General features: G+C 60.1%; 22 protein-coding genes. 16 read left to right on the top strand and 6 right to left on the bottom strand.

Features of this window, described 5'->3' with window-relative positions; all coding sequences use genetic code 11:
* Positions 1-2: 2 nt before the first annotated feature.
* Positions 3-1,382: a PAS domain-containing protein gene (locus R2940_15770; protein MEZ4601248.1), complete on the bottom strand. Its 1,380-nt coding sequence runs from the start codon at positions 1,380-1,382 to the stop codon at positions 3-5.
* Between R2940_15770 and R2940_15775 the strand changes: the two genes are divergently transcribed.
* Positions 1,363-2,613 (top strand): hypothetical protein, encoded by a 1,251-nt coding sequence (locus R2940_15775; protein ID MEZ4601249.1) that lies wholly within the window; start codon positions 1,363-1,365, stop codon positions 2,611-2,613. The two genes, R2940_15770 and R2940_15775, sit on opposite strands and share 20 nt — an antisense overlap.
* Before the next feature lie 426 nt (positions 2,614-3,039).
* Here R2940_15775 and R2940_15780 read toward each other — a convergent pair whose 3' ends face one another.
* From R2940_15780 to R2940_15800, 5 genes are all read right to left on the bottom strand, one after another.
* Positions 3,040-4,047, bottom strand: a complete 1,008-nt coding sequence (locus R2940_15780; GenBank protein ID MEZ4601250.1) for a chemotaxis protein CheB — start codon at positions 4,045-4,047, stop codon at positions 3,040-3,042.
* Between the two features lie 178 nt (positions 4,048-4,225).
* Positions 4,226-5,020: an ABC transporter permease gene (locus tag R2940_15785; GenBank protein ID MEZ4601251.1), complete on the bottom strand. Its 795-nt coding sequence runs from the start codon at positions 5,018-5,020 to the stop codon at positions 4,226-4,228.
* A complete protein-coding gene (locus tag R2940_15790) occupies positions 5,017-5,955 on the bottom strand; it encodes an ABC transporter ATP-binding protein (protein ID MEZ4601252.1) in 939 nt (312 codons plus the stop codon). Before R2940_15790 ends, R2940_15785 begins: the two co-directional genes overlap by 4 nt.
* A 215-nt stretch (positions 5,956-6,170) precedes the next feature.
* Positions 6,171-6,938: a twin-arginine translocase subunit TatC gene (gene tatC, locus R2940_15795; protein ID MEZ4601253.1), complete on the bottom strand. Its 768-nt coding sequence runs from the start codon at positions 6,936-6,938 to the stop codon at positions 6,171-6,173.
* A complete protein-coding gene (locus R2940_15800; GenBank protein ID MEZ4601254.1) occupies positions 6,919-7,194 on the bottom strand; it encodes a twin-arginine translocase TatA/TatE family subunit in 276 nt (91 codons plus the stop codon). Before R2940_15800 ends, tatC begins: the two co-directional genes overlap by 20 nt.
* A 193-nt stretch (positions 7,195-7,387) precedes the next feature.
* On the opposite strand from R2940_15800, the gene nadA reads away from it, so the two are divergent.
* From nadA to R2940_15875, 15 genes are all read left to right on the top strand, one after another.
* Positions 7,388-8,302 (top strand): quinolinate synthase NadA, encoded by a 915-nt coding sequence (gene nadA, locus R2940_15805; GenBank protein MEZ4601255.1) that lies wholly within the window; start codon positions 7,388-7,390, stop codon positions 8,300-8,302.
* 60 nt (positions 8,303-8,362) lie between these two features.
* Positions 8,363-11,854, top strand: a complete 3,492-nt coding sequence (mfd, locus tag R2940_15810; GenBank protein MEZ4601256.1) for a transcription-repair coupling factor — start codon at positions 8,363-8,365, stop codon at positions 11,852-11,854.
* A 151-nt stretch (positions 11,855-12,005) separates the two neighbouring features.
* A complete protein-coding gene (locus R2940_15815; protein MEZ4601257.1) occupies positions 12,006-12,935 on the top strand; it encodes a peptidyl-prolyl cis-trans isomerase in 930 nt (309 codons plus the stop codon).
* A gap of 14 nt (positions 12,936-12,949) precedes the next feature.
* Positions 12,950-13,933 carry a SurA N-terminal domain-containing protein gene (locus R2940_15820; protein MEZ4601258.1) on the top strand — a complete coding sequence of 328 codons (984 nt, stop codon included), beginning with the start codon at positions 12,950-12,952 and terminating at the stop codon, positions 13,931-13,933.
* A 305-nt stretch (positions 13,934-14,238) separates the two neighbouring features.
* Positions 14,239-15,243 carry a 4-hydroxythreonine-4-phosphate dehydrogenase PdxA gene (gene pdxA, locus R2940_15825; GenBank protein MEZ4601259.1) on the top strand — a complete coding sequence of 335 codons (1,005 nt, stop codon included), beginning with the start codon at positions 14,239-14,241 and terminating at the stop codon, positions 15,241-15,243.
* Positions 15,244-15,324: 81 nt separating this feature from the next.
* Positions 15,325-18,138 (top strand): excinuclease ABC subunit UvrA, encoded by a 2,814-nt coding sequence (uvrA, locus tag R2940_15830; GenBank protein ID MEZ4601260.1) that lies wholly within the window; start codon positions 15,325-15,327, stop codon positions 18,136-18,138.
* Between the two features lie 45 nt (positions 18,139-18,183).
* Positions 18,184-19,551: a TrkH family potassium uptake protein gene (locus R2940_15835; GenBank protein ID MEZ4601261.1), complete on the top strand. Its 1,368-nt coding sequence runs from the start codon at positions 18,184-18,186 to the stop codon at positions 19,549-19,551.
* A gap of 64 nt (positions 19,552-19,615) precedes the next feature.
* The gene (locus R2940_15840; GenBank protein MEZ4601262.1) at positions 19,616-20,272 is read left to right on the top strand and encodes a TrkA family potassium uptake protein; all 657 of its coding nucleotides are present in this window, start codon (positions 19,616-19,618) and stop codon (positions 20,270-20,272) included.
* A 113-nt stretch (positions 20,273-20,385) separates the two neighbouring features.
* Positions 20,386-20,895 carry a rubrerythrin family protein gene (locus R2940_15845; GenBank protein ID MEZ4601263.1) on the top strand — a complete coding sequence of 170 codons (510 nt, stop codon included), beginning with the start codon at positions 20,386-20,388 and terminating at the stop codon, positions 20,893-20,895.
* A gap of 94 nt (positions 20,896-20,989) precedes the next feature.
* The gene (locus tag R2940_15850; protein MEZ4601264.1) at positions 20,990-21,322 is read left to right on the top strand and encodes a hypothetical protein; all 333 of its coding nucleotides are present in this window, start codon (positions 20,990-20,992) and stop codon (positions 21,320-21,322) included.
* Positions 21,323-21,375: 53 nt separating this feature from the next.
* A complete protein-coding gene (cls, locus tag R2940_15855; protein MEZ4601265.1) occupies positions 21,376-22,815 on the top strand; it encodes a cardiolipin synthase in 1,440 nt (479 codons plus the stop codon).
* A 67-nt stretch (positions 22,816-22,882) separates the two neighbouring features.
* Positions 22,883-23,617 carry a carboxy-S-adenosyl-L-methionine synthase CmoA gene (cmoA, locus tag R2940_15860; GenBank protein MEZ4601266.1) on the top strand — a complete coding sequence of 245 codons (735 nt, stop codon included), beginning with the start codon at positions 22,883-22,885 and terminating at the stop codon, positions 23,615-23,617.
* A complete protein-coding gene (gene cmoB, locus R2940_15865; protein MEZ4601267.1) occupies positions 23,617-24,588 on the top strand; it encodes a tRNA 5-methoxyuridine(34)/uridine 5-oxyacetic acid(34) synthase CmoB in 972 nt (323 codons plus the stop codon). Before cmoA ends, cmoB begins: the two co-directional genes overlap by 1 nt.
* Positions 24,589-24,780: 192 nt before the next feature.
* Complete coding sequence (dmpI, locus tag R2940_15870) at positions 24,781-24,969, top strand: 4-oxalocrotonate tautomerase DmpI (protein ID MEZ4601268.1); 189 nt, start codon at positions 24,781-24,783, stop codon at positions 24,967-24,969.
* Between the two features lie 127 nt (positions 24,970-25,096).
* On the top strand, positions 25,097-25,666 hold the full coding sequence (locus R2940_15875) for a flavin reductase family protein (GenBank protein ID MEZ4601269.1): 570 nt from the start codon (positions 25,097-25,099) through the stop codon (positions 25,664-25,666).
* Positions 25,667-25,677: the final 11 nt, after the last annotated feature.

Consider the following 25,677-nt stretch of genomic DNA (forward strand, 5'->3'; position numbering starts at 1 on the left):
TTTCACTCCGTCGATTGCAGGGTCTGGCCAAAGGAGAGGAGAATCAGCTTGCGCTTCTCTTCACCCCGATCGATACGGCGGGCATTGACCAGCATGGTTTTTACGCCAAGGCCCGGAAATTCTGCCTCCACCCTATAGTCGCGAATTTCTGTGTTTTTCGGCACCACATCCTCCAGCAGGCTGCGCAGCGACGGAATATCCCACTGCCGGCCGCCGAGATCGTAGACCTTGATCTTTTCGGTGGATTTTTTCTTAACCTGGAAGAAATCGTAGAAGGCCTGGTTGGCTTCGCGCACCGTCAGGTCCTCCTCCAGCACCAGCAGCGGTTCCCGCATGGTCTCCAGGATGCTTTCGACGAGAATTTTTCTTTCCTGGGCCTCGGCTTCCATCTCCTTGCTGTGGGTGATTTCGGCCAGGCTCATAACCACCCCGGCGATGACGTTTTTGGCCGTGCGATAGGGCTGGATGCGCACCTCGAACCACTGCCCCTCCTTCGACCTCACCTCCCGTTTGCACCGCTCCAGGGTCTTGAGCACCCCGTCCAGATCCCGGGTCAGCTCATCGTAATTCAGGACCGAAGAGATGTCGGTAATGGGGCGCCCCAAGTCCCGTTCCATGAAACGGAACAGGCGGGTGGCGGCGGGGGTGAAGCGCTGCAGACGCAGCCGGCTGTCGAGGATGACGGTGCAGATGTCGGAAGCGGCGAACAGGTTGTGGATGTCGTCGTTGGCCCGGGCCATCTCCTCGTTCTTGCGCTGCAGCTCGGAGTTGACCGTCTCCAGCTTCTCGTTGGTGCTCTGCAGTTCCTCCCGAGAGGTCTCCATCTCCTCGTTGGTGCTCTGCAGTTCCTCGTTGTTGGCCTGCAGTTCCTCGTTGGTGCTCTGCAGCTCCTCGTTGATGGTCTCCAGTTCCTCGATGGTCGCCTGCAGATCCTGACGGGTGGAGTAGAGTTCGCGCTGCAGGGCGGCCACCCTCGAGTCGGACTCCTCGTCGCCGATGGGGAGGATCTCCGCCTCCTGTTCCTGAAAGGTGATCAGGTAGAATTCTCCCGCACCCCCGGGCACCCGGCGGGCGGCCAGATCGACGAGCAGCAGCCGGTGGTCGAGAAAGACCCTCGCCCCCTTGCGTGCGACACGGTTTTTGCGCTTGCGGACCTGCTCCAGCAGGGTCTCCAGTTCGCCGCCGAGTTCGCTGCGGGCCATCCGCACCAGGTTGAAGACCGCCTCCCCGCGGGGAGGGGTCAGGTAGCGGCCGGTATCGCCGTGGAAGTAGAGGATGCGCCCTTCGCCGTCGACCAGGACCCCCTGGAGGGGCGTATTCCTCGACGATCGCTTTTTCCACCAGTTCCCGCACCGAAGCCCGTTGTTTCTTTTCTTCCTCAACAGGCCTTCCCGGGACAAAATCTTCCCGTTTTTCTTCGGGGCGGTAGGCGATGGTGGTGCGCCCGAGGATGGTGAAGACTTCGTGGTGCCGTTCGGGACTGGCGGGACGGGCGCGAAAAAGCTTCCATTTTCGGTGGACGACATTGAACAGATCGTGGAATTCGCCGACGTCCTCGGAGGTGCCGAGAAACAGAAGCCCCCCCTGTCTGAGGCTGTAGTGCAGCAGGGGCAGAACCTTTTTCTGCAGCTGCTGATCCATGTAGATGAGCAGGTTGCGGCAACTCACCAGATCGAGGTTGCTGAAGGGGGGATCGCTGGCGAGGTTGTGGGGGGAGAAGATGACCATTTCCCGCAGTTGGCCGGAAATTTTGTACAAACCGGAGCTGCGGCTGAAGTAGCGGCGCAGGCGAGTTTCATCCATCTCCCCGGCGATGCTCTCCGGGTAGACCCCCTCCCGCCCGACCTGCAGGCTCTGGGTGTTGATATCGGTGGCAAAGATCTTGACCTGGAACTGCCGCTCCATCCTGTCCATCAGCTCCAGCAGCACGATGGCGATGGAGTAGGCCTCCTCGCCGGTGGCACACCCCGGCACCCAGACCCGCACCGGCCGGTCGGCGGGATGTTCCTTGAGCATCTCCTCCAGTTCATTCTCCAAGGTGGCGAAAGCCTCCAAATCGCGGAAAAAGCTGGTGACGTTGATCAGCAGATCGACGAACAGGGCCTGGGCCTCGGCTCCGTCGCGGCGCAGGAAGCTGAGGTAGTCTTCGAGGCGCTCGAAGCGGTGCAGGGCCATGCGGCGCTCTATGCGGCGGCGCAGGGTGTTCTTCTTGTAACGGGAGAAATCGTGGCCGGTGGCTTTCTGCACCAGGTAGAGGATCTGATTGATCCCTTGTTCCAGAGCATTTTCGGCCCGGGCCTGCATAAGTTCCCGCCGGGTCTTGCGCGATTGGAGGCGAAACTCCACCAGCTGGCGCCCCATCTCCTCCACAGGCAGGATGAAGTCCACCAGGCCAGTCTCTATGGCGGAGTGAGGCATCCCTTCGTATTGGGCCTGCTGCTCTTCCTGAGCCATTACCAGGCCGCCGGCGGCATTGATCGCCCGCAGTTCCTGGGCTCCGTCGCTTCCGGCCCCGGAGAGGATGATGCAGACGGAATTCTCTCCGAAGGCCTCGGCCATGTTGAAGAAGAACCTGTCGATCAGCCGCAGCGGGTGGCCGGCGATCTCGATTAATATCAGTTTCCCCTCGCGGACCTCGAGGTATCGGTTCGCCGGGCGGATGTAGATCCGGTCGGGTTCGACTTCCTGGTTTTCCTTAATTTCCACCACCGGCAGATCGGTGTATTCCTGCAGAAGGGACCCCATGATGCTCTCCCGCCGGGGGTCGAGATGCTGCAGGATGATGAAAGCCATTCCCGGTGACTCGGGCAGGTGGCGCAAGAATCCTTCCAGGGCGTGCAGCCCCCCGGCCGAGGCGCCGACGGCGACGACGGGAAAGCTCTCCTCGGATGTTTCCTGCTTGTCCTCCACGGCCTTTTTGCCCTTTTTCGGCTTTTTCTCCTCGGTCTCTTCCGCCGGGGACTGGGGTTTTTCTTCCTTTTCCTTCATGAACTCACTCCTGGAACCGTTGCTTCAAGATCTCTGTGTCCATCCTGAATGTTAACTTTCGAAAGACGTTGGGTCGCTACCCAGCAAAACCTTGCGGATCGCCGCGACATGCTGCTCGGTTTCGGCGGCCTTGGCATCCCAGTTCTCACAAGACTGGTCCCGCAGCCGGGCCTTTTCGGCCAGCCCGCGCAGGAAGCGGGCCCGCTCGTCAAGAGTGCGCAGAGCGACCCACAAGGCCTGCTCGGCCGCTTCGCTTTGGCTCGCCAGCAAATTCTCCTCGCTGTAGGCATGACCGACCGTGCAGCGGAATCGCACGATCTTTTCTTCTTCGTCCATCTGCCAGAGCGGCCCGCCGCATTCGGGACAGCTGAGGGCCGTCGATTTGCCCGGGGCTTTCTTTCGTCCGAAACCAACCATGGATCTCTCCATCATCCGGCTTTCGAGTTTGAGTTCCTCCGGAACCTCCGGCGGCGGCGGAGCGGGCCGGCCGATTAGTCGGGGCAGCAATTCGCCGATGCCTCCGAGGGGAAGACAGTGGTCGGCGTCCACGGCCCGCAGGGCGCTTTGCGGCATTGCCGAATAGGGGGTCGACGAAGGTTCCAGAACCACCGTCAGACCGCCGCAGCGCTTGATGGCCGCAAGGCCGGCGGCGCCGTCGTCCAGATAGCCGGAAAGGATTACCCCGATCACCCGCGTGGTGCAGCACACGGCCGCCGACCGGAACAGAGGGTCGATGGCCGGACGGGTTCTGTTCTCCCTGGGGCCGCGGGACAGCAGCACGGTGTCGTTGCGGATCAGCAGATGGTGATCGGGCGGGGCGACCGTCAGCGTGCCCGGCTGCCAAACGTCTCCCGTACGAGCCGACCGCACCGGCAGCCGGCTTCGCCGACTCAGGACCGCCCCCAGGTCGCCGGAACTCGAAGCCGCGGTATGAATGACGGCAAAGAAGGCGGCGGGAAGATCGGGCGGCAATTCGGCCAGCAGGGATTTCAAACCCTCGATGGCTCCCATGGACCCGCCGATAACGACGATGTCACGAGTCATGTCCGCTGATTTCATTTTTTGTCCGCCTTTGTAAATACTTAAAGAGTGTACTTCATATAGATAAGGGAAGAAAGGGAAAGGTTGGATTAATTTTTCGGGAAACCAGGCCCAAGCAGGCCACGGTCGTGGGTCAACGGCAGATTTGACCCCTTCTACCTTCTATAGAAATATTCTATCTCTTCTGCGCGGCAATTCACGTCCGCATTTTGTAGCCGTTGCCGATTAGAAGGGCGGCCCAGAAGAAGAGGACGACAGCCATGCCGCCGCTGATGGCGAAGGAGACGGTGAGAGGGATATCGCCGACGCCGAGGATGGCGTGGCGGAAGCCGTCGATGAGATAGAGCATCGGGTTGAAGCGGGAGACGTTGGCCCAGACCGGTGGCAGGATGGAGATGGGGTAGAAGACCCCACCCAGGTAGATCAGGGGCAGGATCAGGAAGTTGTTGAACATCGACAGGGAATCGAAGGTGTTGGCGTAGATGGAGGCGATCAGGCCGAATTGGGCGAACAGGAAGCTGGCCAGGGCGGCCATGGCGCAGGCGGCCCAGGGGTTGACCCAGGGCAGGGGCGAGAAGAAGACGGAGATGAACAGTACCGCCCCGCCGACCAGCAGGCCGCGCAGCATGGCGGCGAGGGTATAGGCCATGATGAACTGGGCCGGGGTGATCGGCGTCACCAGCAGGTCGACGATGTTGCCCAGATAGCGGGAGATCAGCAGCGAGGACGAGGTGTTGGCGAAACTGTTGTTGATGACCCCCATCAGGATCAGGCCCGGGATGACGAACTGGGCGTAGCTGAAGCCTTCGAGGACGGAAATCCTCTCGCCGAGGGTGGCGCCGAAGACGAAGAGATAGAGGGAGGCGGTGACGATGGGGGCCAGCAGGGTCTGGAAGGAGACCCGCAGGAAGCGCCGGACCTCCTTCTGCAGCAGGGTGGCGAAGGGGAGCCAGCCGACAAACCGGTCGGGACTGCGGTAACGGCCGATCATGGGCTTTCCTCCTTGCCGGCGTCGCTGCGCAGGCCGGTCAGCTCGATGAATACCTCCTCCAGGCCGGGACGGGGCAGTTCCATATCGCGGATGGGGAGTTCCAGCCTGCCGAGCATCTGCAGCAGCTCCTTCATGCCGGCCTGTTCGGGAAAAGCCAGTTTCAGCCGCAGGCCCCCTTCCTCCAGACAGGCCTGCCAGGGAGCCAATGCGGCAGGCAGCTCCTCCAGGGGGTGCTCGAGGTGAATGATCATCTGCCGTTTTTCCAGTCGGGCCAGCAGATCGGCGGTTTTTTCCAGGGCGATCAGCCGGCCGTGATTCATGATCGCGATCCGGCCGCACATCTGCTCGGCCTCTTCCAGGTAGTGGGTGGTCAGCAGGACGGTGGTGCCGGCCCGGTTGATTTCCCGGACGAACTGCCAGAGGGTGCGCCGCAGTTCCACGTCCACGCCCGCCGTCGGTTCGTCGAGGATCAGCAGGCTCGGCTTGTGGATCAGGGCCTTGGCGACCATGAAGCGGCGTTTGAGTCCGCCGGAGAGCTTGTGCATCGGTTTTTGCAGGTGTGGACCAAGCCCCAGACGCTCGATCAGCAGACGGCGCCAGGCCTCGTCCCGGGGCACCCCATAGTAGCCGGGATGGATTTTCAGCGCCCGGTCGATAGTGAAGAAATGATCGGTGACGATCTCCTGGTGCATCACACCGGTGAGTCTCCGGGTGAGGCGATATTCCCGGCGGTTGTCGTGCCCGAAGATCTTCACCTCTCCCCGGTCGATGCGGCTGACGCCGCTGACCATGTTGATGGTGGTGCTTTTGCCGGCGCCGTTCGGCCCGAGCAGGCCGAAGATTTCACCCGGCTGGATGGCCAGGGAGAGGTTGTCGACCGCGGGCGTTCCGCCGAAGCTTTTGCAGAGATCGATTATTTCCAGTGCAGGTTCCATGGCCGGAACTATACTCCCCCGAGGACTAAAGATCAATCGCCGGGCCAGGATTGACAAGGATCAACGCTGCGCATGGCAAGGAATATAATCTAAAGCCAAAACCTGATTGGGAACGCAGATAACTGCGGATAAAGGCGGATAGTATCTTTATGGTTTGACTCTATCTGCGAGAATCCGCCTTTATCTGCGTTCGATATGTTTTTGGCTTAAGGTCCTTAATCCGTGCTCTGCTCAGAACCATCCACGGCATCGACGGGCGGCGCTCCGAACAGGCGGGCCACGATGATGCCCACCTCGTACAGCACGATGAAGGGTATGGCCAGGGCAAGCTGAGAGATGACGTCGGGGGGCGTGAGGATGGCGCCGACCACGAAAGCGACCAGAATGGCGTACTTGCGGTTTTTGGCCAGCCAGTGGTGATCGACGATCCCCAGGCGGGCCAGGAAGAAAATGACGATCGGCAGCTCGAAGATCGCCCCGAAGGCGAGCAGCAGCTTGCTGGACAGGGACAGGTATTCCGCCATCGACAGCATCGCGTCGATGTCCCCGGTGCCGGTGCCGAACCCGATCAGGAAGCGGAAGATCAGCGGAAAGACGTAGAGAAATCCGAACCAGGTGCCCGTGGCGAAACAGGCGCAGCTGGAGAGCACGAAGGGCAGCGCGAGACGTTTTTCGTGCCCGTAGAGCCCCGGCGCGACAAAGGCCCAGGCCTGCCACAGGATGACCGGCAGGGACAGCAGCAGGCCGGCAAAGGCGGCGATCTTCAGATAGGTGAAAAAGGGTTCCGTGGCGTTGATGAAGACCAGCGAGCTCCCCTCGGGGAGCACGGCCCTGACCGGTTGCGCCACGAACTGGAACAGCTGCTCGGCGAAGCCGTAGCAGGCCAGAAAAGCGACAAGCCAGGCGCAGACGCAGATAATCAGCCGGCGCCTCAATTCTTCGAGATGGGAGGTGACCGGAAGCTCATCCATCGGTTTTGTCACCGGTGACTCCGGGGGCGCCGTCGATCTCGTCGTCGGGGGAGGTTGCCGGCGTTGGCCGGGGAGGTAATTTTTCCGCGGGATCGTCCCGGTCCTGATACGACTGGTCGAAGGTTTCGTGCAGGTCGCGGGTGGCCCGTTTGAACTCGGCCAGTCCCTTGCCGAGGGACCGTGCCAGTTCCGGCAGTTTGCGCGGGCCGATGACGATCAGGGCCAGGGCCAGGATCACCAGCAGCTCGGTCATACCCATGTTGAACATGAAATGAATCCTTGGAAAGGGAATGAACGACAAACCGGATACAGAATTTTGTATTCGGCATTGGGTCCTAGGACAATAGCCCCAATCGGAGTTTCTGTCAAGATCGGGCGGAGCCGATAAGGGTTTGACATAAAAGGACTTTTACTCTATGATTCGGCAGTCGAGACTGAACCCTGTCTGAGAAAGGTTGAGGATGAATCCGGAACAGCTCAAAAAAGAGATCCGCCGCCTGGCCGAGGAGCGCGACGCTCTGATCATGGCCCATTTCTATCAGCGCGACGAGATTCAGGACATAGCCGATATCACGGGGGATTCCCTGGCCATGGCGATCGAGGCCGCCCGCACCGGGCGCAAGGTCATCGTTCTGTGCGGGGTCCATTTCATGGCCGAAAGCGCGGCCATTCTCGCCCCCGGAAAGACCGTGCTGCTGCCCCGGCCCGATGCCGGATGCCCCATGGCCGATATGGTCAGCGTGGAAAAGCTGCGGGAGATGAAATCCCGGTTTCCCGGACGGCCGGTCGTGACCTACGTCAATTCGAGCGCCGCGGTCAAGGCCGAAAGCGATATCTGCTGTACCAGCGCCAACGCGGTCAAGGTGGTCAATTCCCTCGAGGCCGACGAGGTTCTGCTGGTGCCGGACCGCAACCTGGGGCGCTACATCGCCGCCAACAGCGACAAGAAATGCCATTTCTGGGAAGGCTACTGCCCCTACCATGACCAACTGCCGGAAGAGGACGTGCTGGCGGCGAAGGAGCGGTATCCCGAGGCTCTGTTCCTGGCCCATCCCGAATGCCGTCCGCAGATCCTCAAGCTGGCCGATCACGTCGCCTCCACCAGCGGGATCATCGACTACGTCGCCAAAAGTCCGGCGAAACAGTTCATCCTCGGCACCGAGGTCGGCATCCTGTTCCGTCTGCGCAGGGAAAATCCGGACAAGGAGTTCATCATGCCGAACTCCCTGCTGTTCTGCCAGAGCATGAAATATGCTACTCTTGAAGACGTTCTGAAATGTCTGCAGACCCTCAGCCCGCAGGTGACCGTCCCGGAGGAGGTTGCCCGGGGGGCCAGACTCGCTCTCGAACGGATGCTGGCCGTTCCCCGCGATTGACCCTACTCTCCAGAAACTCTTCCGGCCGGGGCGTTTGTTCGCCCCGGCCTTTTGCGATGCATGGAACATAATCTGCACGATACCGAAATTCTGCACGCCACGGTCCATTCCTTCGTCTCCGGACGCCCGGCGGATCACAGTGAGGTGTACGGTCTGATCGGTTCGAGCGGCGCGTTCTTGCTGTCCAACCTGCTGACGCAGCGCGAGGACCTTCTGCTGATCCTGGCCCCGGATCAGAAACAGGGCCGGCAGTTCGCAGCAGACCTGGCTTTCTATCACGGTCGTCCCGAAGAGATCCATTTTTTCCCCCACTGGGACGTCGGTCCCTACCAGGCCCTGACCCCCCATCCCGACGTCGAAGCCGATCGTCTGAAGACCCTTGCCGCCCTTAGGGTCGGCAAGGCCAAAGCTGTGGTGCTGACGGTGCGCAGTCTGATGCAGCGGGTCATCCCGCGCAACGTGCTGGACCGCCTTTGCCGAAGACTGATCGCCGGCGGGGAATTCCCGCGGGACGATCTTCTGCGGCAGCTGGTGTCGCTCGGCTATCAAGCCGTACCTCTGGTGGAGGATCAGGGAACCTTTTCCGTCCGGGGTGACATCCTCGACATCTATCCGCCCAACCAGCCGGCGGCGGTCCGCATCGAATTTTTCGGCGATCAGATCGAGCGGATACGTCCCTTCGATACGGCCTCTCAGCGCTCTACGGACACCCCCCTGAAAACCCTCGAGTTACTGCCCGCCCGCGAGATGATTCTGGCGGGTGAATGTCTCGACACCTTCGCCCGCTGTCTGAAACAGCGCTGTGACGCCCTGGACATCGCCCGGCCCCAGAGGGAGGCGGTTCTCGAAGAGGCCCGGGACGGTATCCTGTCTCCGGGACACTCTTTTCTCATGCCCTTGAATTACGACGGTCTGGACAGTTTCTTCGATTATTCCGGACAGGGGCACTGGATCGTGCTCGATCCCCCCGCTGTCGAGGAGGCCATCGACCGTTTTTCGGCCGAAATTCGGGAAGGGGAGCGGCGGATGGCCGACAAGGGGGAGATCCATGTCGCTGCCGCCGATCTGTTCCTCGATCCAGCAACGATTGAGCAGGAACTGAGCCGCCAGCCCCGCACCGATTTTGCATCGCTTGAAGTTTTCAGAATCGACGAGGAAAGGCCTCATTTCCGCTTTCAGGTGAATGGCAACGGCGATCTTCGGGAGGGGGGGGAGGACGCGGCGGGCAGTCTGGCTGCGCAGCTGGCCAATCGCCTGCGGGACTGGCGCCGGCAGGACTGGCGCGTCCTGCTGGTCTGTCACCAGCAGGGGCAGGCCGACCGCCTGCGCGACCTGGTCGAACCGCATGGCCTCTCCCTGACCCTGGTACCGGGATTGCGTCCCTCGGATCTGAATCCCGGACAGGTTGCCCTGACCCTGGGCGAACTGTCGGCCGGCTTCCGCCTGCCTGACGAACGCCTGGCGGTGATTGGCGAGGAGGAGATCTTCGGACGGCGGACCCATCGTCGGGGGGTTTCGGAGGCCCGGGCCCGGGCCATGCTTTCTTCCCTGGCCGAACTGCGGGAAGGGGACTATATCGTCCACGCCGACCAGGGGATCGGCCTCTACAGGGGGTTGCTGCACTTACGGGCGGGAGAGACCGAGGGCGACTTTCTGCATCTGGAATATGCCGGGGAGGACAAGCTCTATCTGCCCGTGGAGCGGATCGAAAAGGTCCAGAAATACGTCGGCGGCGAGGGGCACGCTCCGCGTCTCGACCGCATGGGGGGCGGCGCCTGGGAAAAGGCCAAGGTTCGGGCCAGGATGGTGGTCGAGGAGCTGGCCCGGGACCTGCTCAACATTTATGCGCGGCGGGAGATGGGCGAGGCCTTCGCCTATTCTCCGCCCGACAACCTGTTCCGGGAGTTCGAGGCCGCTTTTCCCTATGAGGAAACCCCCGATCAGCTGGTGGCCATCAACGAGTCGCTGGCCGACATGCAGTCCGCACGGCCGATGGATCGTCTGGTCTGCGGCGATGTCGGCTACGGCAAAACCGAAGTCGCCATCCGGGCAGCCTTCAAAGCGGTGCTGGACAGCAAGCAGGTGGCTGTGCTGGTGCCGACCACGGTTTTGGCCCGGCAGCACCTGCAGACCTTCAGTGAACGGTTTCAGGGATATCCGGTCACCGTTGACATGATGTCCCGCTTCCGCACCGCCGCCGAGCAGAAGGAAACCCTCAGGAAAACCGCCGAGGGCAAGGTCGACATCCTCATCGGCACTCATCGACTGCTGCAGCGGGACGTGCGCTTCAAGGACCTGGGGCTGGTCATTGTCGATGAGGAACAGCGTTTCGGGGTGACCCACAAAGAACGCCTGAAAAAGCTGCGGGCCGAGGTCGACATGCTGACCCTCACCGCGACTCCCATCCCCCGCACCCTGCACATGAGTCTGCTCGGCCTGCGCAATCTGTCGGTCATCGATACCCCGCCGGTGGACCGCCAGGCGATCCGCACCTATGTGACCCGGTTCGATGACGATCTGATCCGTCAGGCGATTCTGCGGGAACTGCAGCGGGGGGGACAGGTCTTTTTCGTTCACAACCGTGTGCAGTCGATCGAGGGGATGGCCGGCTTTCTGCGCACCCTGGTGCCTGAGGCAAAAATCGCCGTAGGCCACGGTCAGATGGGAGAGAAGGCCCTCGAGGACGTGATGATGGATTTCATCGAGGGGCGCAGCAACGTGCTGGTTTGCAGCACCATCATCGAAAACGGTCTCGACATCCCCCGGGCCAATACGATCATCATCAACCGGGCCGACTGTTTCGGCCTCGCCCAGCTCTACCAGCTGCGCGGGCGGGTCGGCCGCTCTCATCAGCGGGCCTACGCCTATCTGCTGATTCCAGGTGAAGGCACCCTGACCCGGGATGCCCGGGAGCGGCTGCGGGTACTGCAGGAACTGACCGAACTGGGAGCGGGCTTCCGTATCGCCAGCCACGATCTGGAATTGCGGGGTGCCGGGGACCTGCTGGGCGCCAAGCAGTCCGGGCAGATCGCCGCCATCGGATTCGAAATGTATGCCGAGCTTCTGGAGGAGACCATCCTCGAGCTCAAGGGACAGCACAAGGAAGAACGAATCGATCCCGAAATCCGGCTCGGACTCTCGGCTTTCCTGCCCGAAAAATACCTGCCTGATCCCAATCAGCGCCTGGTTTTTTACAAGAAACTGGCGGCTGCCGTCGATGATCGGGTGATTTACGAAACCGCCGACGAATTGCGGGACCGCTACGGGGAGCTGCCTCCTCCGGCCATGCTGCTGCTCGAGGTCATGAAACTGCGGGTTCTGATGAAGCGGCTGCGGATCGAACTGGCCGAATACGACGGTCACAACCTGATTTTCGGATTCCGTGCCGACACCCCCGTGACGCCCGATCAGATTCTGGGGCTGATGCGGGCGCAGGACGGGCGCTACCGTTTTACCCCGGACTATCGTCTGACGGTCCGCAGCGGTCGTCTGGCCGGGGAAGGGGTTTTGGAAACGGCCAAAAAAGAATTGCATGGTTTTCTTCAGCTGTGATAGCTTCTACCCGTTGTCCGGCCCATTTTCGACTGTTTTTCGCCGGCTTTTGCCCTTCCCATGCAACCGGCGGAAAATTTTTTACCGGCTTTTCAAGCTCAGGCACGAGCTGGTTATTATGAACAACGTCCAATCAAGGAACCCCCTCGCCATGTCTCGCGGCAGAAACCCCTATCTGATCCTTCTCGTTCTGTTCGCCCTGCTTCTTGCTGCCTGCCAGGAGCCCGATAAGCTGGAGTCCTCGGTCCTGCTCAGGGTCAATGGGCGGATAACCACGCTCGATCAGTTCCAGGGGGAAGTATCCCGCCTTATGTCAGCGGAAAACGGTATGTCCAAGGAACGACGCAAGGAGCTGGAGCGATCGCTGCTGGCGCAGAAGATCGACCGCGAAATCGTCCTGGAACAGGCGGACCAGGCCGGTATCCAGATTCCGGTGGAACAGCTGCAGTCGGTTGTTGAGGAGAATCTGGCTGAATACTCGGCCGGAGATTTCGAACAGATGCTCAGGGAACAGCACCTGACCATCGAAGAGTGGCGCAGGCAGCTGGAGGAAAATCTGCGTATCGAAGCGGCCGCCCGGCGCCTGGCCTACGACCGGATTACGATCACCGAACAGGAGATAGCCGACTATTACCGGGAGCATCGGGAGGAGTTTAACCACACCGAGCAGGTGCGGACCCGGCAGATAGCCGTTGGCAGCGAGGACGAAGGGCAGCGGGTGCTGGGCCTGCTGCATCAGGGAATGGATTTCGGCGACGCCGCTCAGAAGTTCTCCCGTTCGCCCGATGCCGAGCAGGGCGGCGATCTCGGTTTCTTCAGTCGTGGAGAAATGCCGGTCGAATTCGATCAGGTCGTTTTCTCCCTGCCGCCGGGACGGATCAGCGATCTGGTCCACTCCGAATACGGATTCCACATATTCCTGGTCGAGGAGCGCCGTCCCGCCCGTCGCATGTCGCTTGCCGAGGTTCGTGACGAAATCATCGCCAGACTGCGGGAGACCAAGGAGGAAAAAGCCTATCAGGATTGGTTGCAGGCTCTTCGCAGCCAGGCATCCATAGAGGTCGACTGGTCATTACTGTAGACCGTCACTGGGTCTTGGGAATTTCTGGAAAAAACAAGGAATCAAACATGAAGCGTATTGTTCTGATGGCGATAATTGCCGTGCTGACGGCCGTCCCGTATGCCGAAGCTCAGGTCGTCAGTCGCATCGCCGCTATTGTCAATGACGAAATCATCACAACCGGACAGCTCGATCGCGAACTGGACCGGATGCTGGCCGAAAACCCGCAGGAGGACCTGACTGAAGAAAAACGCCAGGAACTTCGTCGGGAACTGCTTTCCAGGCTGATTGACGACCTGCTGGTCGACCAGCGGGCCAAAAAGATAGGCATTGCGGTTGCCGAAGAGGAGATCGACAAAGCCATCGCCGATGTCCAGCGGCAGAACGGCATCGACCGGGAGCAGCTCGAAGCCGCCCTCACTGCCCAGGGAATGACCTTCCCGGAGTACCGGGCCAAACTGGCCAGGCAGCTGCTTAATTTCAAGCTTGTGGGACGCGAGATTCGCAGCGAAGTCGAAGTGACCAACCAGGAATTGCGGAATTATTTCCAGGAAAACATCGACGAATACCGGGAAGCGCCTTTTATTCGGCTTAGCCGGCTCAGTTTCCCCCTTCCGTCCGGGGCCGACGCCAACCAGATCGCGGCCCTGCGCAGCCTTTGCCAGGAAGCCCGGCAGGAGTTGCGCCTTGGGACTCCCTTTGGGGATGTGCTGGAAAAGTTCACCAGGGACAAAGGCGGCGATGGCGGCGCCATGGGGACTTTCGGCGAGGGAGAGTTGACCGAGCCCTTTGCCGGGGCAGTGCGAAATCTGGAGGTTAGGCAGGTCAGCGAGGTGATCGAGACCCCTGCAGGTTTCCATATCCTCTATGTGGAGGAAAAAAATCCGGGCAGAGTTCCCGATTTTGAGGAAGTTCGGGACCAGCTCAGCAAAATGATCCTCGAGCGCAAGCGGGAGGAGGCTCTGCAGGGCTGGGCCGAAAACCTGAAAAAGGAAGCCCATATCGAAATCAAGCTGTAATGACCGGCTTCAGCCGGTTTCCCGCCCGCCGGCCCCCCGGCGGGTTTTTTTATTCAGGGGTGAGGAGTGAGGGATTAGGTTTTTCCAAATCGAAATCGCTATCGAAATCGAAATCGGGTGTAAGCCTTTTCGTTTTGGCTGGGTTTTGGTGTCCGAACCCAAGTCAAAAGCCAAAGGCCGATTTCGATCCCGATCCCGATTTCGATTTGGATGAAAATCTAACTCCTGCCGTTTACACTCCCTGCTGTTTTCCAATTGAGCCTTGTCGGGATTTGGAGTTATACTGCGCATTTGGCGAGGCGGACATGAAAAAATCCCTGATTCTGACCATGGGCGATCCTGCCGGGGTCGGTCCCGAAATCATTCTCAAGGCCTGGCTGGCGGGACAGCTGGATGCGTGGGCCGGGTCCCTGCTGGTGGCCGGCGACCCCTTTGTGCTGAGTCGTGCAGCCGAAGTGCTGAAGGCAGAAATCAGGGTTGAAGAAAACAAGGCGGGGCTGGCTACACATCAAATGCGCGCCGGGGAGCGATTTCTCGCTCTGCGGGCCCTTTCGGATCTATCAGTCGAAAATCCGGCCTGGGGGCGCCCGACCGCGGCCTGCGGCGCGGCCATGGTGAAGTACATCGAGTGGGCCTGCGATCGCTGCCTCGCGGAGGAGGCGTCGGGCATGGTGACGGCGCCGATCAGCAAGCAGGCCATACTCGCCGCCGGTTGCGAGGCTCCGGGCCATACCGAGCTGCTGGCCAGCCGCTGCGGGGCAGGCAAGGTGGTGATGATGCTGGCCGGGGAACGTCTCAGGGTCTGTCTGGTGACGACCCATCTGGCCTTGAGGGATGTGCCGGGAGCGCTGAATACACCGGACATTCTGGAAACCATCCGGATCACCGACAGCTCCCTGCGGCGGTTCTTCGGCCTGTCCCGTCCTCGACTGGCGGTACTGGCCCTCAATCCCCATGCCGGCGAAGGCGGGCGGTTCGGCGACGAAGAGACCCGCATCATCGCACCGGCCATCGAGACGGCGCGCCGCGAGGGCATTCTTGCCAGCGGTCCGCACAGCGCCGATGCCCTGTTTCATTTCGCCGCCAGGGGGGATTACGACGCGGTGATCTGTATGTACCATGACCAGGGCCTGATTCCTCTCAAGCTGCTGCATTTCAGCGATGGGGTCAATGTGACTCTGGGCCTGCCGATTATCCGCACCTCCGTGGACCATGGCACTGCCTACGATCTGGCAGGCACTGGCCGCGCCGATAGTGCCAGCCTGGTGGCGGCGGTCAGAATGGCGGCGGGGATGGCTGTAAGGCAGTGAGGCGTGAGGGGTGAGGAGTGAGGGGTAAGGAGTGAGCCTTGGACTCGGGACCCGGGACCCGGGACCCGGGATTTTCTTATTATGAGCAAAAGCATTTTTATCAAGGGCGCCAGAGAGCATAACCTGAAGGGGATCGATCTGGAGATCCCCCGGGACAAGCTGGTGGTCATTACCGGGGTGTCCGGTTCCGGCAAGAGTACCCTGGCCTTTGACACTCTGTACGCCGAGGGCCAGCGCCGCTACGTGGAGAGCCTTTCCGCCTACGCCCGGCAGTTTCTGGAGCAGATGGACAAGCCCGACGTGGAAAGCATCGAGGGTCTGTCGCCGGCCATTTCCATCGAGCAGAAGACCACCTCGAAGAACCCCCGCTCTACCGTTGGCACCGTCACCGAAATCTACGACTACCTGCGCCTGCTGTTCGCCAGGACCGGGCGCATCCACTGTTACGAGTGCGGCAAGGAGATCGCGTCCTGGACGGTGCAGCAGATGGTCGACCGGATCATGACCCTGCCGGAAAAGACCCGTCTGCTGGTCCTGGCACCGATCGTGCGCGGGCGCAAGGGAGAATATCGCAAGGAATTGCGCCAGCTGCAGGCCGACGGCTTCGTCCGGATACGGATCGACGGGGAGTTGCACGAACTGGGCGGGGAGATCAGCCTCGACAAGAACAAACAGCATACTCTCGAGGTTGTAGTCGACCGTCTGGTGATCAAGCCGGGCATCGAGGGACGCCTGGCCGATTCCCTGGAAACGGCTCTGCGGCTGGCTTCGGGAGTGGTGCGGGTGGAGGAGGTGGACGGGGAGAGCCGGCTCTATTCCGAACAGCACGCCTGTCCCGACTGCGGTATCTCCTACCCGGAAATCACCCCGCGAATGTTCTCCTTCAACAATCCCTACGGCGCCTGCCCCGATTGCGCCGGCCTCGGCACCCGCATGTACTTCGATCCGGAAGAGGTGGTGCCGAATCCCGACCTGTCCCTGCGGGAGGGGGCCATCGTTCCCTGGGAGACCCGCACCGGTTTTTATTATCACCAGCTGCTCGAGGCCCTGGCCGATCATTTCCAGTTCGACATCAACGCCCCCTTTAAAAGCCTGCCCGACAAGCTGCGGAGTGTTCTTCTGTACGGGTCCGGCCGGGAGAAGGTGAAATTCTTTTTTGATCAGGGCGGCCGGCGGCATTTCTATGAAAAGACATTTGAAGGAGTGATCCCCAACCTCGAACGCCGCTATCACGAAACCGACTCGGACCGGGTGCGGGAAAATCTCGGCCGGTTCATGAACGTGATGCCCTGTCCGACCTGTGACGGCGCCCGTCTGCGCAAGGAGGTCCTGTTCGTGCGGGTGGGAGGCAAGAATATCCGCGAGATCTGTGCCCTGTCGATCCGCGATGCGGAGGCGTTCTTCGCCCATCTGGAACTGACGGAAAAGGAGGCGGAAATCGGCCGCCGGATTCTCAAGGAGATCCGCCAGCGGCTGTCTTTTCTGACCTACGTCGGTCTCGACTACCTGAGTCTCGATCGCACCTCCGGAACCCTGTCGGGCGGCGAGGGGCAGCGCATCCGATTGGCCACCCAGGTGGGTTCGTCCCTGGTCGGAGTGCTCTACATCCTCGACGAACCCTCCATCGGACTGCATCAGCGGGACAACCGGCGCCTGCTCGACACCCTCAAGCGCCTGCGCGACCTCGGCAATACTGTGCTGGTGGTGGAACACGATGAGGAGACCATTCTCGAGTCGGACCATGTCATCGACATGGGGCCGGGGGCCGGCATCCATGGCGGAGAGGTGGTCGCCCAGGGGACACCGGCGGAGATCATGGCCTCTCCCCAGTCCCTGACCGGACGCTATCTGTCCGGGGAACTGACCATTCCGCTTCCGGCTGAACGCCGCACGGGGGAGCGCTTTATTCAGATCCGGGGAGCACGGGAAAACAATCTGAAGAACGTGGACGTCGCCATCCCCCTTGGGGTCATGACCTGCATCACCGGGGTCTCCGGTTCGGGCAAGTCGACCCTGATCATCGACACCCTGTTCCGCGCCCTGTCCCAGCGCCTCTACCGTTCCCGGGAAAAGGCCGGCAAGGTCGAAGACATCGTCGGTGTGGAGATGCTGGACAAGGTGATCGATATCGATCAGTCCCCGATCGGTCGCACGCCCCGCTCCAACCCGGCCACCTACACCGGGGTTTTTACCGATATCCGGGACCAGTTCGCCCAGCTTCCGGAAGCCAAAATGCGCGGTTACCAGCCGGGGCGGTTTTCCTTCAACGTCAAAGGGGGGCGCTGCGAGGCCTGCCAGGGGGAAGGAATCCTCAAGATCGAGATGCATTTTCTGCCCGACGTTTATGTTCAATGCGAGGTGTGCAAGGGTGCCCGCTACAACCGGGAGACCCTGGAAGTGCGCTACAAGGGGATGAACATTGCGGAGGTGCTGGACCTGACGGTCAACCAGGCGCTGAAGTTTTTCGAAAACATTCCCCGGATCCGCGGCAAGCTGGAGATGCTGCGGGATGTGGGCCTGGGATACATTCATCTGGGGCAGAGCGCCACCACCCTCTCCGGAGGGGAGGCCCAGAGAGTCAAACTGGCCAAGGAGCTCGGCAAGCGGGCGACCGGGCGCACCATCTATATTCTGGACGAACCGACCACGGGCCTGCATTTCGCCGACATCCGGAAACTGCTCGATGTCCTCCACCGATTGGTCGATACCGGGAATACGGTCCTGATCATCGAGCACAATCTCGACGTCATCAAGACCGCCGACCATATTATCGATCTGGGGCCGGAGGGGGGCAGCCGGGGCGGCGAAATTGTGACTGTCGGCACACCGGAGGATGTGGCCCGGGTGACTGCGTCCCATACCGGACGCTACTTGCGATCGCTCCTGAAACTATAGCCTGTCTGACGTGTCGATTTTTTACCCGTTGTCCAAAGGTAGACCATGAACAGAATCGCCAAGCGCATGAAAAACCTGGAACCCGGCAAGGCTCTGATCCTGTATTATGCCGCAGCCGTTCTCATTGGCGGTGTCCTGCTTTCGTTGCCGATTGCCGCCAACGGCGAACCCCTCTCCTTCCTCGACGCTCTTTTTACGGCCACCTCCGCCCAATGCGTCACCGGCCTGGTGGTGGTGGATACCGGGACCAAGCTGACCCTGTTCGGACAGTGGGTGGTGCTGGCGCTGATCCAGGTCGGCGGCCTGGGAATAACCACTTTTTCGGTCTATCTTTTTTTCTATCTGGGATTGGGAGTGGGACTCCGTGATCGTTGGATGCTCCAGGAAACCCTGGTACACACCCAGGTGGAATCGATGCGGGATCTGATCCGTGCGGTTTTCGTTCTGACCCTGATCATCGAGGGTATCGGCGCCGGGGTGCTGGCCTTCGCTTTCATCCCCGATCTTGGTTGGGGGAAAGGCATCTACTACGCCGTTTTTCATGCCGTCTCCGCTTTCTGCAACGCCGGGTTTTCCCTTTTTCCCGACAGCCTGATCACCTACCGGTCCAACCCGCTGGTCAACCTGACAATCATGGGTCTTATTATTCTGGGCGGCATCGGCTTTCTGGTGATGAAGGAAGTGTTTGATCTGCTCAAGCCGGGTCAGGGCCGTCGCCGGCTGTCGCTGCACACCCGGCTGGTTTTTCTGACCACCGTCATCCTCATTTTCGGGGGGGCCGGCCTGATCGGATTGTTGGAATGGCGCACCTCTTTTATCGAAATGGGGGTCGCGGAAAGCCTGTGGACAGCCTTTTTCCAATCGGTAACGGCAAGGACGGCCGGGTTCAATACCATCGATCTCAATCTGCTTGAGGTGCCGACCCTGTTTCTGATCATGTTCCTGATGTTCGTCGGCGCTTCCCCCGGTTCCTCCGGAGGAGGGATCAAAACCACCAGCCTGGCCCTGGTCATCGCCGTACTGCACAGCTGGCTGAAGGGAAATCCCCATACCAACGTCTTTCGCCGTACCCTGCCGGAAGCGGCAGCGTCAAAGGTGATGACCCTGGTGATGACCGCCCTGCTGGTGCTGGTGGGTTCGATTTTTCTTCTGCTTGCCGTGCAGTTGCAGGGGTTGTCCGCCGGATCGAGCCGCGGACTTTTTATTGAATACGCTTTCGAAGCGGTTTCGGCTTTCGCGACCGTCGGTTTGTCTCTGGGAGCGACGACCAAGCTGGTGCCCGCCGGCAAATTGCTGATTATTTTGCTCATGTTCATTGGCAGGGTCGGTCTGCTGACGGTCGCTTTTACCATGTTGCGGCGCTCCAGGGATTATTCCGTTCGCTATGCGGAAGAAAACATCATGATCGGTTAGCCGTCTGCTCATTCAGATAGCGGTCCGGCCAAGGTTGCGGCGGCTCGCTTCAAGGAGATTCGTCATGTCACGTTTCTGTGTCATCGGTTTGGGAAATTTCGGGTTTCATGTTGCCAAAACCCTCTACCAGGAGGGTCACGAAGTCATTGCCATCGATCTCGACCGGGACAAGGTTCAGCGGATCAAAAACTATTCTTCCGTGGCGATCATCGGCGATGCCTCGAGCAAGGATTTCCTCAAGAACCAGGGGGTCGGGGAAATGGATGCGGTGGTCATTTCCACAGGGGAGCGTTCCCACCTTTCCACCATAATCGTCCTGCACCTGAAGGAGATGAATCTCAAGCGGATCCTGGTCAAGGCGGTAGACGAGGATCATGGCCGCATTCTGGAAAAAGTCGGCGCCACCGACATCATCTTTCCGGAAAAGGATATGGCCATCAAGACGGCGAAAGGTCTGTCGAGTTCCAACATCCTCGAATTCATCCCTGTTGCTGAGGACTATTCAATTACCGAGGTTGGCCCACCGGCCCACTTCATAGGCAAAAACCTGATCACTCTCGATCTGCGCCGGAAGTTCCATGTGACAGTCATCGGGATCAAGGATGTATTGACCGGGGAATTTATCACCCTCCCTTCCCCCACCCACATTATCAAGGACAGTGATCTGCTGGTTCTGATCGGCAAGGCCGAGGACGTGGAAAAAGCCTGCCGGGAAAAGTGACCGTGACTCGGGGGGAGAGGACCACGGTTGACATCGCCGTAGGAAGCGTTACAATAAATGGCGGCATTGTGCCGGTAACTACGTTTATTTATTGAAAAAAGGGGGATGTTGACATGCCTGATCTGAAGAACAGCCAGACGGAAAAAGATCTCAAGGAAGCCTTTGCCGGGGAATCCCAGGCCAACCGCAAATACCTTGCTTTCGCCCTGCAGGCGGAAAAGGAGGGATACCCGCAGGCCGCCAAGCTGTTCCGGGCTGCCGCCGAAGCGGAGACGGTTCATGCCCATGCCCATCTACGAGCCCTGGGCGGGATCGGCAAGACCATCGACAACCTCAAGGAAGCAGTGGGCGGGGAAACCCATGAATTCAAGGAAATGTATCCTCCCATGATCGAGGAGGCTGCGGCCAAGGGTTTTGCAGCGGCCGAGCGCACCTTCCGCTTTGCCAATGCCGTCGAGGAAGTGCATGCCGGCCTCTATCAGAAGATGCTCGACAACCTGGAAAATGCCGAGCCGGTCGATTACTTTGTCTGCAGCGTCTGCGGGCATACCCTGGAGGCCGAACCTCAGGGACCCTGCGAGGTTTGCGGCGCCGCTCCCAAGGCTTTCAAAAAAATCGTTTGATCGATACCTATAGCAATCACCGACTCCGGGAGGACCCTGAGGGTCCTCCCGGAGTCTTTTTGGGGTGGAAAAAAAGCGGAGTCACTTCTCGATCATGGAAAAATGCCCTGTTTGCAAGGAAGTCAAAAAGGGAAAATACTGGTGCAGTGCCTGCAAAACGGTCTTTGTCTGCCCCATGACCAATTGCGGTGCGGTCATCCGTAATCGAGACGCGGAATCCTGCCCCCGCTGCGGCCTGTTGTTCCGGGACTATATTCAGAATCGCAAGATGTATCGCCAGTGTCCCAAATGTGGAAAAAAACAGGGTCTTTCCGAAATCCAGTGCAAATATTGCAAGCACTGGTTCAACTGCCCCACCTGCGGCCACAAGGTCCCGGCAACCAGTATGCTGACCTGCCCGCGTTGCGGCACCACCCTGCAGCGCTGATTTTCATCCACCGCCTTCCCTAACCATTCATTAAACAGGGGTGCCTTCCAGGAATGCTGCCCTTGCTGAAAATCGTTTTTACGGTTCTGGTCACTGCAGCAGCCTTTTTCTCCGCCGGCCATGCCCTGTTGCACAAACGGGACCCGCGATCGGCTCTGGGCTGGGTTGCCGTATGTTTCGCCCTGCCGATCGTCGGGCCTTTGTTTTACTGGCTGCTGGGCGTCAACCGGATCCGCACCCGGGCCCGGGACTGGCAGGCCCAACTCCGGGATAGCCGCACCGTCGCCCCGGCCGGCTACTGTTCCTGGTCCTCCCGCCGGCAGGAATCCATCACCCTTCGTGACGAAAATTACGCCTCGCTGCTGGCCCTGGCCGACAAGGTTACCCGCAGGCCCCTGCAGGCCGGGAACCGGGTTGCGCTCCTGCATAATGGCGAAGACGTCTATCCGGCCATGCTGGAGGCCATTCGCGGGGCCCGGGAATCGGTCTACCTTTCAACCTATATCTACGATACCGACAGCAGCGGACGGGCCCTGGCCTACGTCCTGATCGCGGCGGCCGAACGCGGGCTCGATGTGCGGGTGTTGATCGACGGCCTGGGAGAGCTCTATTCCCTGCCCCTGGCCCGAAGTCTGTTTCGCCACAGCCCGGTGCATTTCGCACGCTTTCTTCCTCCCTCTCTGTCCGGCCGGGGCCTTCACTTCAATCTGAGGAACCATCGCAAACTGCTGATCGTGGACAGTCAGAAAGGATTCACCGGCGGCATGAATATCGGCGACCGGCATCTGGCCGGCCTGAGTGGCCGCCGTCAGGCCCTCGATATCCATTTTCAGGTGGAAGGTCCGGTTGTCGGGCAGATGCTGGAAGCCTTCATGGAAGACTGGCAGTTCGTGACGGGAGACGTTTTCCCCTCCATCCCCTATCGCCCGCCTCTTCCGGGAGGAGAGGCGCTCTGCCGGGGCATCAGCGCGGGACCCAATGAGGACTTCGAAAAGCTGCGCTGGATCTATCTTGGCGCCATCAACTGCGCCCTTCGGCGAATCCGCATCATGACCCCCTATTTCATTCCCGATCGAACCTTGATGGCAGCTCTCAATGCCGCGGCTCTGCGCGGTGCGGAAGTCATCCTGCTGCTGCCCGCCAAAAGCAATTTGCCCTATGTCAGTTGGGCTTCGCGAGCCTATTACCGGGAACTGATCGAATACGGTGTTCGCCTGTACCTGCAGCCGCCCCCCTTTGTCCACAGCAAGCTGGCGCTGATCGATGAACAATATGTGCTGATCGGAAGCGCAAATCTCGACCCCCGCAGCCTGCGGCTCAATTTCGAGTTCAACCTGGAGGTTTACGACCGGGGCCTCAACCAGACACTGGCCGATTACTTCGACAAAGCCTGCGAGCGGTCAAGCCTGGTTTCCCTTGATGAGCTGAACCGGCAAGGTCTGGCGGGTCAGGTCAGGGACGGGGTGGCCAAGCTCTTCTCCCCCTATTTGTAAGTGCCCTGAGCGCTTGCTTCTGCTATAATCCCACCACTTCGCAATCAGGCAAAATCAGCAAGGAACCATGGATAAAGACGATATTTTCACCCGAATGAAGGATCCCGTTCCGCCTTTCGAATTCAACGAGGGAGTGGTGCGGGTTTTTGACGATATGATTCACCGCTCGGTCCCCGGCTACGAGGAAATTCTTCGGCGGCAGGCCCAGCTGACAGCCCTGTTCTATCAGGTTGACAGCCTGATTTACGACCTCGGCTGTTCCAACGGTAATTTCGGCTTTCGCCTCTGTCAGGAAATGGGGAACAGGGATTTTTCCATGATTGCGGTGGACAACTCCCCGGCCATGCTGCAAGTCTACCGGGAACGCCTGGCGGCAATGCCATGCGGGAAGGCCATTCGCCTGGTCGAAGGCGATCTGGGTCTTCTGGAGCTGTCGCCGGCTTCGGTGGTGGTGATCAATCTGACCCTCCAGTTTCTGCCCGTGGAGGGGCGGGAAGACCTGTTAAACAGGGTTTTTCATGCTCTGCTGCCCGGCGGGATTCTGCTGCTGACGGAAAAGGTGGTCCATGAAAATGCCGATCTGAACGCCCTGCAGCAGGATTTCTATTATCGCTTCAAAAAGGAAAGGGGTTATTCCGAACTGGAGATCAGCCGGAAACGGGAGGCCCTGGAAAGGGTGCTGATCCCGGAAAGCCTCGAAGGGCACCTGCAGCGGCTGCAGAAGATCGGGTTCCGGCAGATCGATGTCTGGTTCAAGTGGTTCAATTTCGCCGCCCTGATCTGCCGCAAGGAGCCGGCTTGATGCATCGCTTCATGGAGAGATGCAGAGAGTTGGGGCTATCTGCCTGGGAAGGGGATTTCCGTACCCTTCTCGAGGAAAAGGCCCGCTTTCTTCAAGAAGTGGACGGCAATGCCAAACGTCGGCTCCGGCTGTTGGAGGAATTGGGCGATATCGTACCGTCCCGGATCGAACTGGGAGAGGACCGGATCTGCATCGGCCGGGCGGAGGACCTTTCGACCCGAGCGAGAGAAGAGCTGAGAAACCTTCTGCTGGCCTTTCAGCCCTGGCGAAAGGGTCCTTTCGACATCTTCGGCATTGAGCTGGACAGTGAGTGGCGTTCCGATCTCAAATGGAACCGGTTCAAGGACCATATCGCTCCCCTTGCCGGCCGCCGGATCCTCGATGTCGGCAGCAGTTGCGGCTATTATCTGTTTCGCATGGCCGCCCATGGTCCGCGACTGGCTCTCGGCATCGAACCCTATGCCCCTTTTTTCTGCCAGTATCTTCTCCTGCAGCGCATGATCCGCCATCCGGACGTTCACTGCCTGCCATTGAAGCTGGAAGAGATGCCGGCGATCGAGGACTGTTTCGACACACTGTTCCATATGGGAGTCCTGTACCACCAGCGGTCGCCGCTCGATGCCCTGAAGCAGTTGGCCGGGCTGCTGCGGCCCGGAGGCGAACTCGTGCTGGAAACTTTGGTCATCGAGGGGGAGGAGGAATCCGCTCTTTCGCCCTCAGGCCGCTACGCCAAAATGAACAACGTCTTTTTTCTGCCGACGGTCTCCTGCCTGGCCGGTTGGTTGGCCAGGGCCGGTTTCGTCAATATCCGCTGTGTCGACCGAACCTGGACCACGGAACAGGAGCAGCGGAAGACAGACTGGATTCAGACCGAAACTCTGAGCGATTTTCTCGACCCGGCCGATCCCCGGCGGACGGTCGAGGGCTATCCCGCTCCCTTGCGGGCGGTGCTGCTGGCCGAGCGGAGATGAAGGTTCTTGCGCTACGCGCGGGTCTCGGGGTGCCCGCGTAAAGGGGTGTCTGTCGCCTGGATGGCGACAGTCAAGCCCCAAGGATGGGTTTATGCGGCCCCTTGGAGCGGGTGCCCCGAGACCCTCACAGTCCGATCCCGATTTCGATAGCGATTTCGATACCGATGAAAACCTTTTGCAAAGGAGGCTGCCATGCCGATCATCACCCTGGGGATTTCCCCGCAGACGACAGAGAAAAAAGAACAGCTTATCGCCCGCCTGACCGCTGCCGCCGCCGAGGTGACGGGGATCCCCGCCGAGAAATTCATCGTGGTCATCGACGAAACCCCGCGGGAAAACATCGGTGTGGGGGGAGTGCCGCTGAGCAAGCTGGTTCCCTGAATTTTTACTTCAAGATCAAAAGCTTTCACCACAGAGCACACCGAGGACACAGAGAAAATCATGGCCTAACTTTGGGCTTTGGTGAGCGGAGCAGACGTGTGCTGGAAACATTCTCAAGGAGGAATTCATGAAAAAATCTCTCGGCGTGCAGACCCTGGCCCAGCCCTGTCCGGTCTGGCTCGTCGGTTCCTACGATTCTGAGGGCAAGCCGAATCTGGCCACCGTTGCCTGGGGCGGCATCTGCTGTTCCAAGCCGCCCTGCGTGACCATTTCCCTGCGGCCCGCCACCCATTCCCACGCCAGTATCCTGGCCCGCAAGGCCTTTACCGTCAATGTGCCCGGAGTGGCCTTTGCCAAACAGGCCGATTACTGCGGCATCTCTTCCGGCCGGGATGTGGATAAATTCGCCGCTGCGGGCCTGACCGCCGTCAAAAGCGATCTGGTGGATGCTCCCTATGTCGACGAGTTTCCCCTGATCATCGAATGCAGGCTGCAGCAGACGGTCGAGGTCGGCGGCCACACACAGTTCATCGGCGAAATCGTCGACGTCAAGGCCGATCCGGGGGTCCTCACGGAAAAGGGTCTTCCCGATATCGAAAAGGTGCGGCCGATGATCTTCACCCCGGTGATCCGGACCTATCACGGCATCGGAGACTATCTCGGCCAGGCTTTTTCCATCGGCAAGGAGATCGGGTAGGCGACGCCAAG

The sequence above is a fragment of the Syntrophotaleaceae bacterium genome, from assembly GCA_041390365.1.
Classification (GTDB): Bacteria; Desulfobacterota; Desulfuromonadia; order Desulfuromonadales; family Syntrophotaleaceae; genus JAWKQB01.

What these genes read in the sequence shown, in the direction of transcription:
- R2940_15780 (MEZ4601250.1), bottom strand. Translation starts at nt 4,047, where the DNA reads ATGAAATCAGCGGACATGACTCGTGACATCGTCGTTATCGGCGGGTCC.
- R2940_15785 (MEZ4601251.1), bottom strand. Translation starts at nt 5,020, where the DNA reads ATGATCGGCCGTTACCGCAGTCCCGACCGGTTTGTCGGCTGGCTCCCC.
- R2940_15790 (MEZ4601252.1), bottom strand. Translation starts at nt 5,955, where the DNA reads ATGGAACCTGCACTGGAAATAATCGATCTCTGCAAAAGCTTCGGCGGA.
- R2940_15800 (MEZ4601254.1), bottom strand. Translation starts at nt 7,194, where the DNA reads ATGTTCAACATGGGTATGACCGAGCTGCTGGTGATCCTGGCCCTGGCC.
- nadA (MEZ4601255.1), top strand. Translation starts at nt 7,388, where the DNA reads ATGAATCCGGAACAGCTCAAAAAAGAGATCCGCCGCCTGGCCGAGGAG.
- mfd (MEZ4601256.1), top strand. Translation starts at nt 8,363, where the DNA reads ATGGAACATAATCTGCACGATACCGAAATTCTGCACGCCACGGTCCAT.
- R2940_15815 (MEZ4601257.1), top strand. Translation starts at nt 12,006, where the DNA reads ATGTCTCGCGGCAGAAACCCCTATCTGATCCTTCTCGTTCTGTTCGCC.
- pdxA (MEZ4601259.1), top strand. Translation starts at nt 14,239, where the DNA reads ATGAAAAAATCCCTGATTCTGACCATGGGCGATCCTGCCGGGGTCGGT.
- uvrA (MEZ4601260.1), top strand. Translation starts at nt 15,325, where the DNA reads ATGAGCAAAAGCATTTTTATCAAGGGCGCCAGAGAGCATAACCTGAAG.
- R2940_15835 (MEZ4601261.1), top strand. Translation starts at nt 18,184, where the DNA reads ATGAACAGAATCGCCAAGCGCATGAAAAACCTGGAACCCGGCAAGGCT.
- R2940_15840 (MEZ4601262.1), top strand. Translation starts at nt 19,616, where the DNA reads ATGTCACGTTTCTGTGTCATCGGTTTGGGAAATTTCGGGTTTCATGTT.
- R2940_15845 (MEZ4601263.1), top strand. Translation starts at nt 20,386, where the DNA reads ATGCCTGATCTGAAGAACAGCCAGACGGAAAAAGATCTCAAGGAAGCC.
- R2940_15850 (MEZ4601264.1), top strand. Translation starts at nt 20,990, where the DNA reads ATGGAAAAATGCCCTGTTTGCAAGGAAGTCAAAAAGGGAAAATACTGG.
- cls (MEZ4601265.1), top strand. Translation starts at nt 21,376, where the DNA reads ATGCTGCCCTTGCTGAAAATCGTTTTTACGGTTCTGGTCACTGCAGCA.
- cmoA (MEZ4601266.1), top strand. Translation starts at nt 22,883, where the DNA reads ATGGATAAAGACGATATTTTCACCCGAATGAAGGATCCCGTTCCGCCT.
- cmoB (MEZ4601267.1), top strand. Translation starts at nt 23,617, where the DNA reads ATGCATCGCTTCATGGAGAGATGCAGAGAGTTGGGGCTATCTGCCTGG.
- dmpI (MEZ4601268.1), top strand. Translation starts at nt 24,781, where the DNA reads ATGCCGATCATCACCCTGGGGATTTCCCCGCAGACGACAGAGAAAAAA.
- R2940_15875 (MEZ4601269.1), top strand. Translation starts at nt 25,097, where the DNA reads ATGAAAAAATCTCTCGGCGTGCAGACCCTGGCCCAGCCCTGTCCGGTC.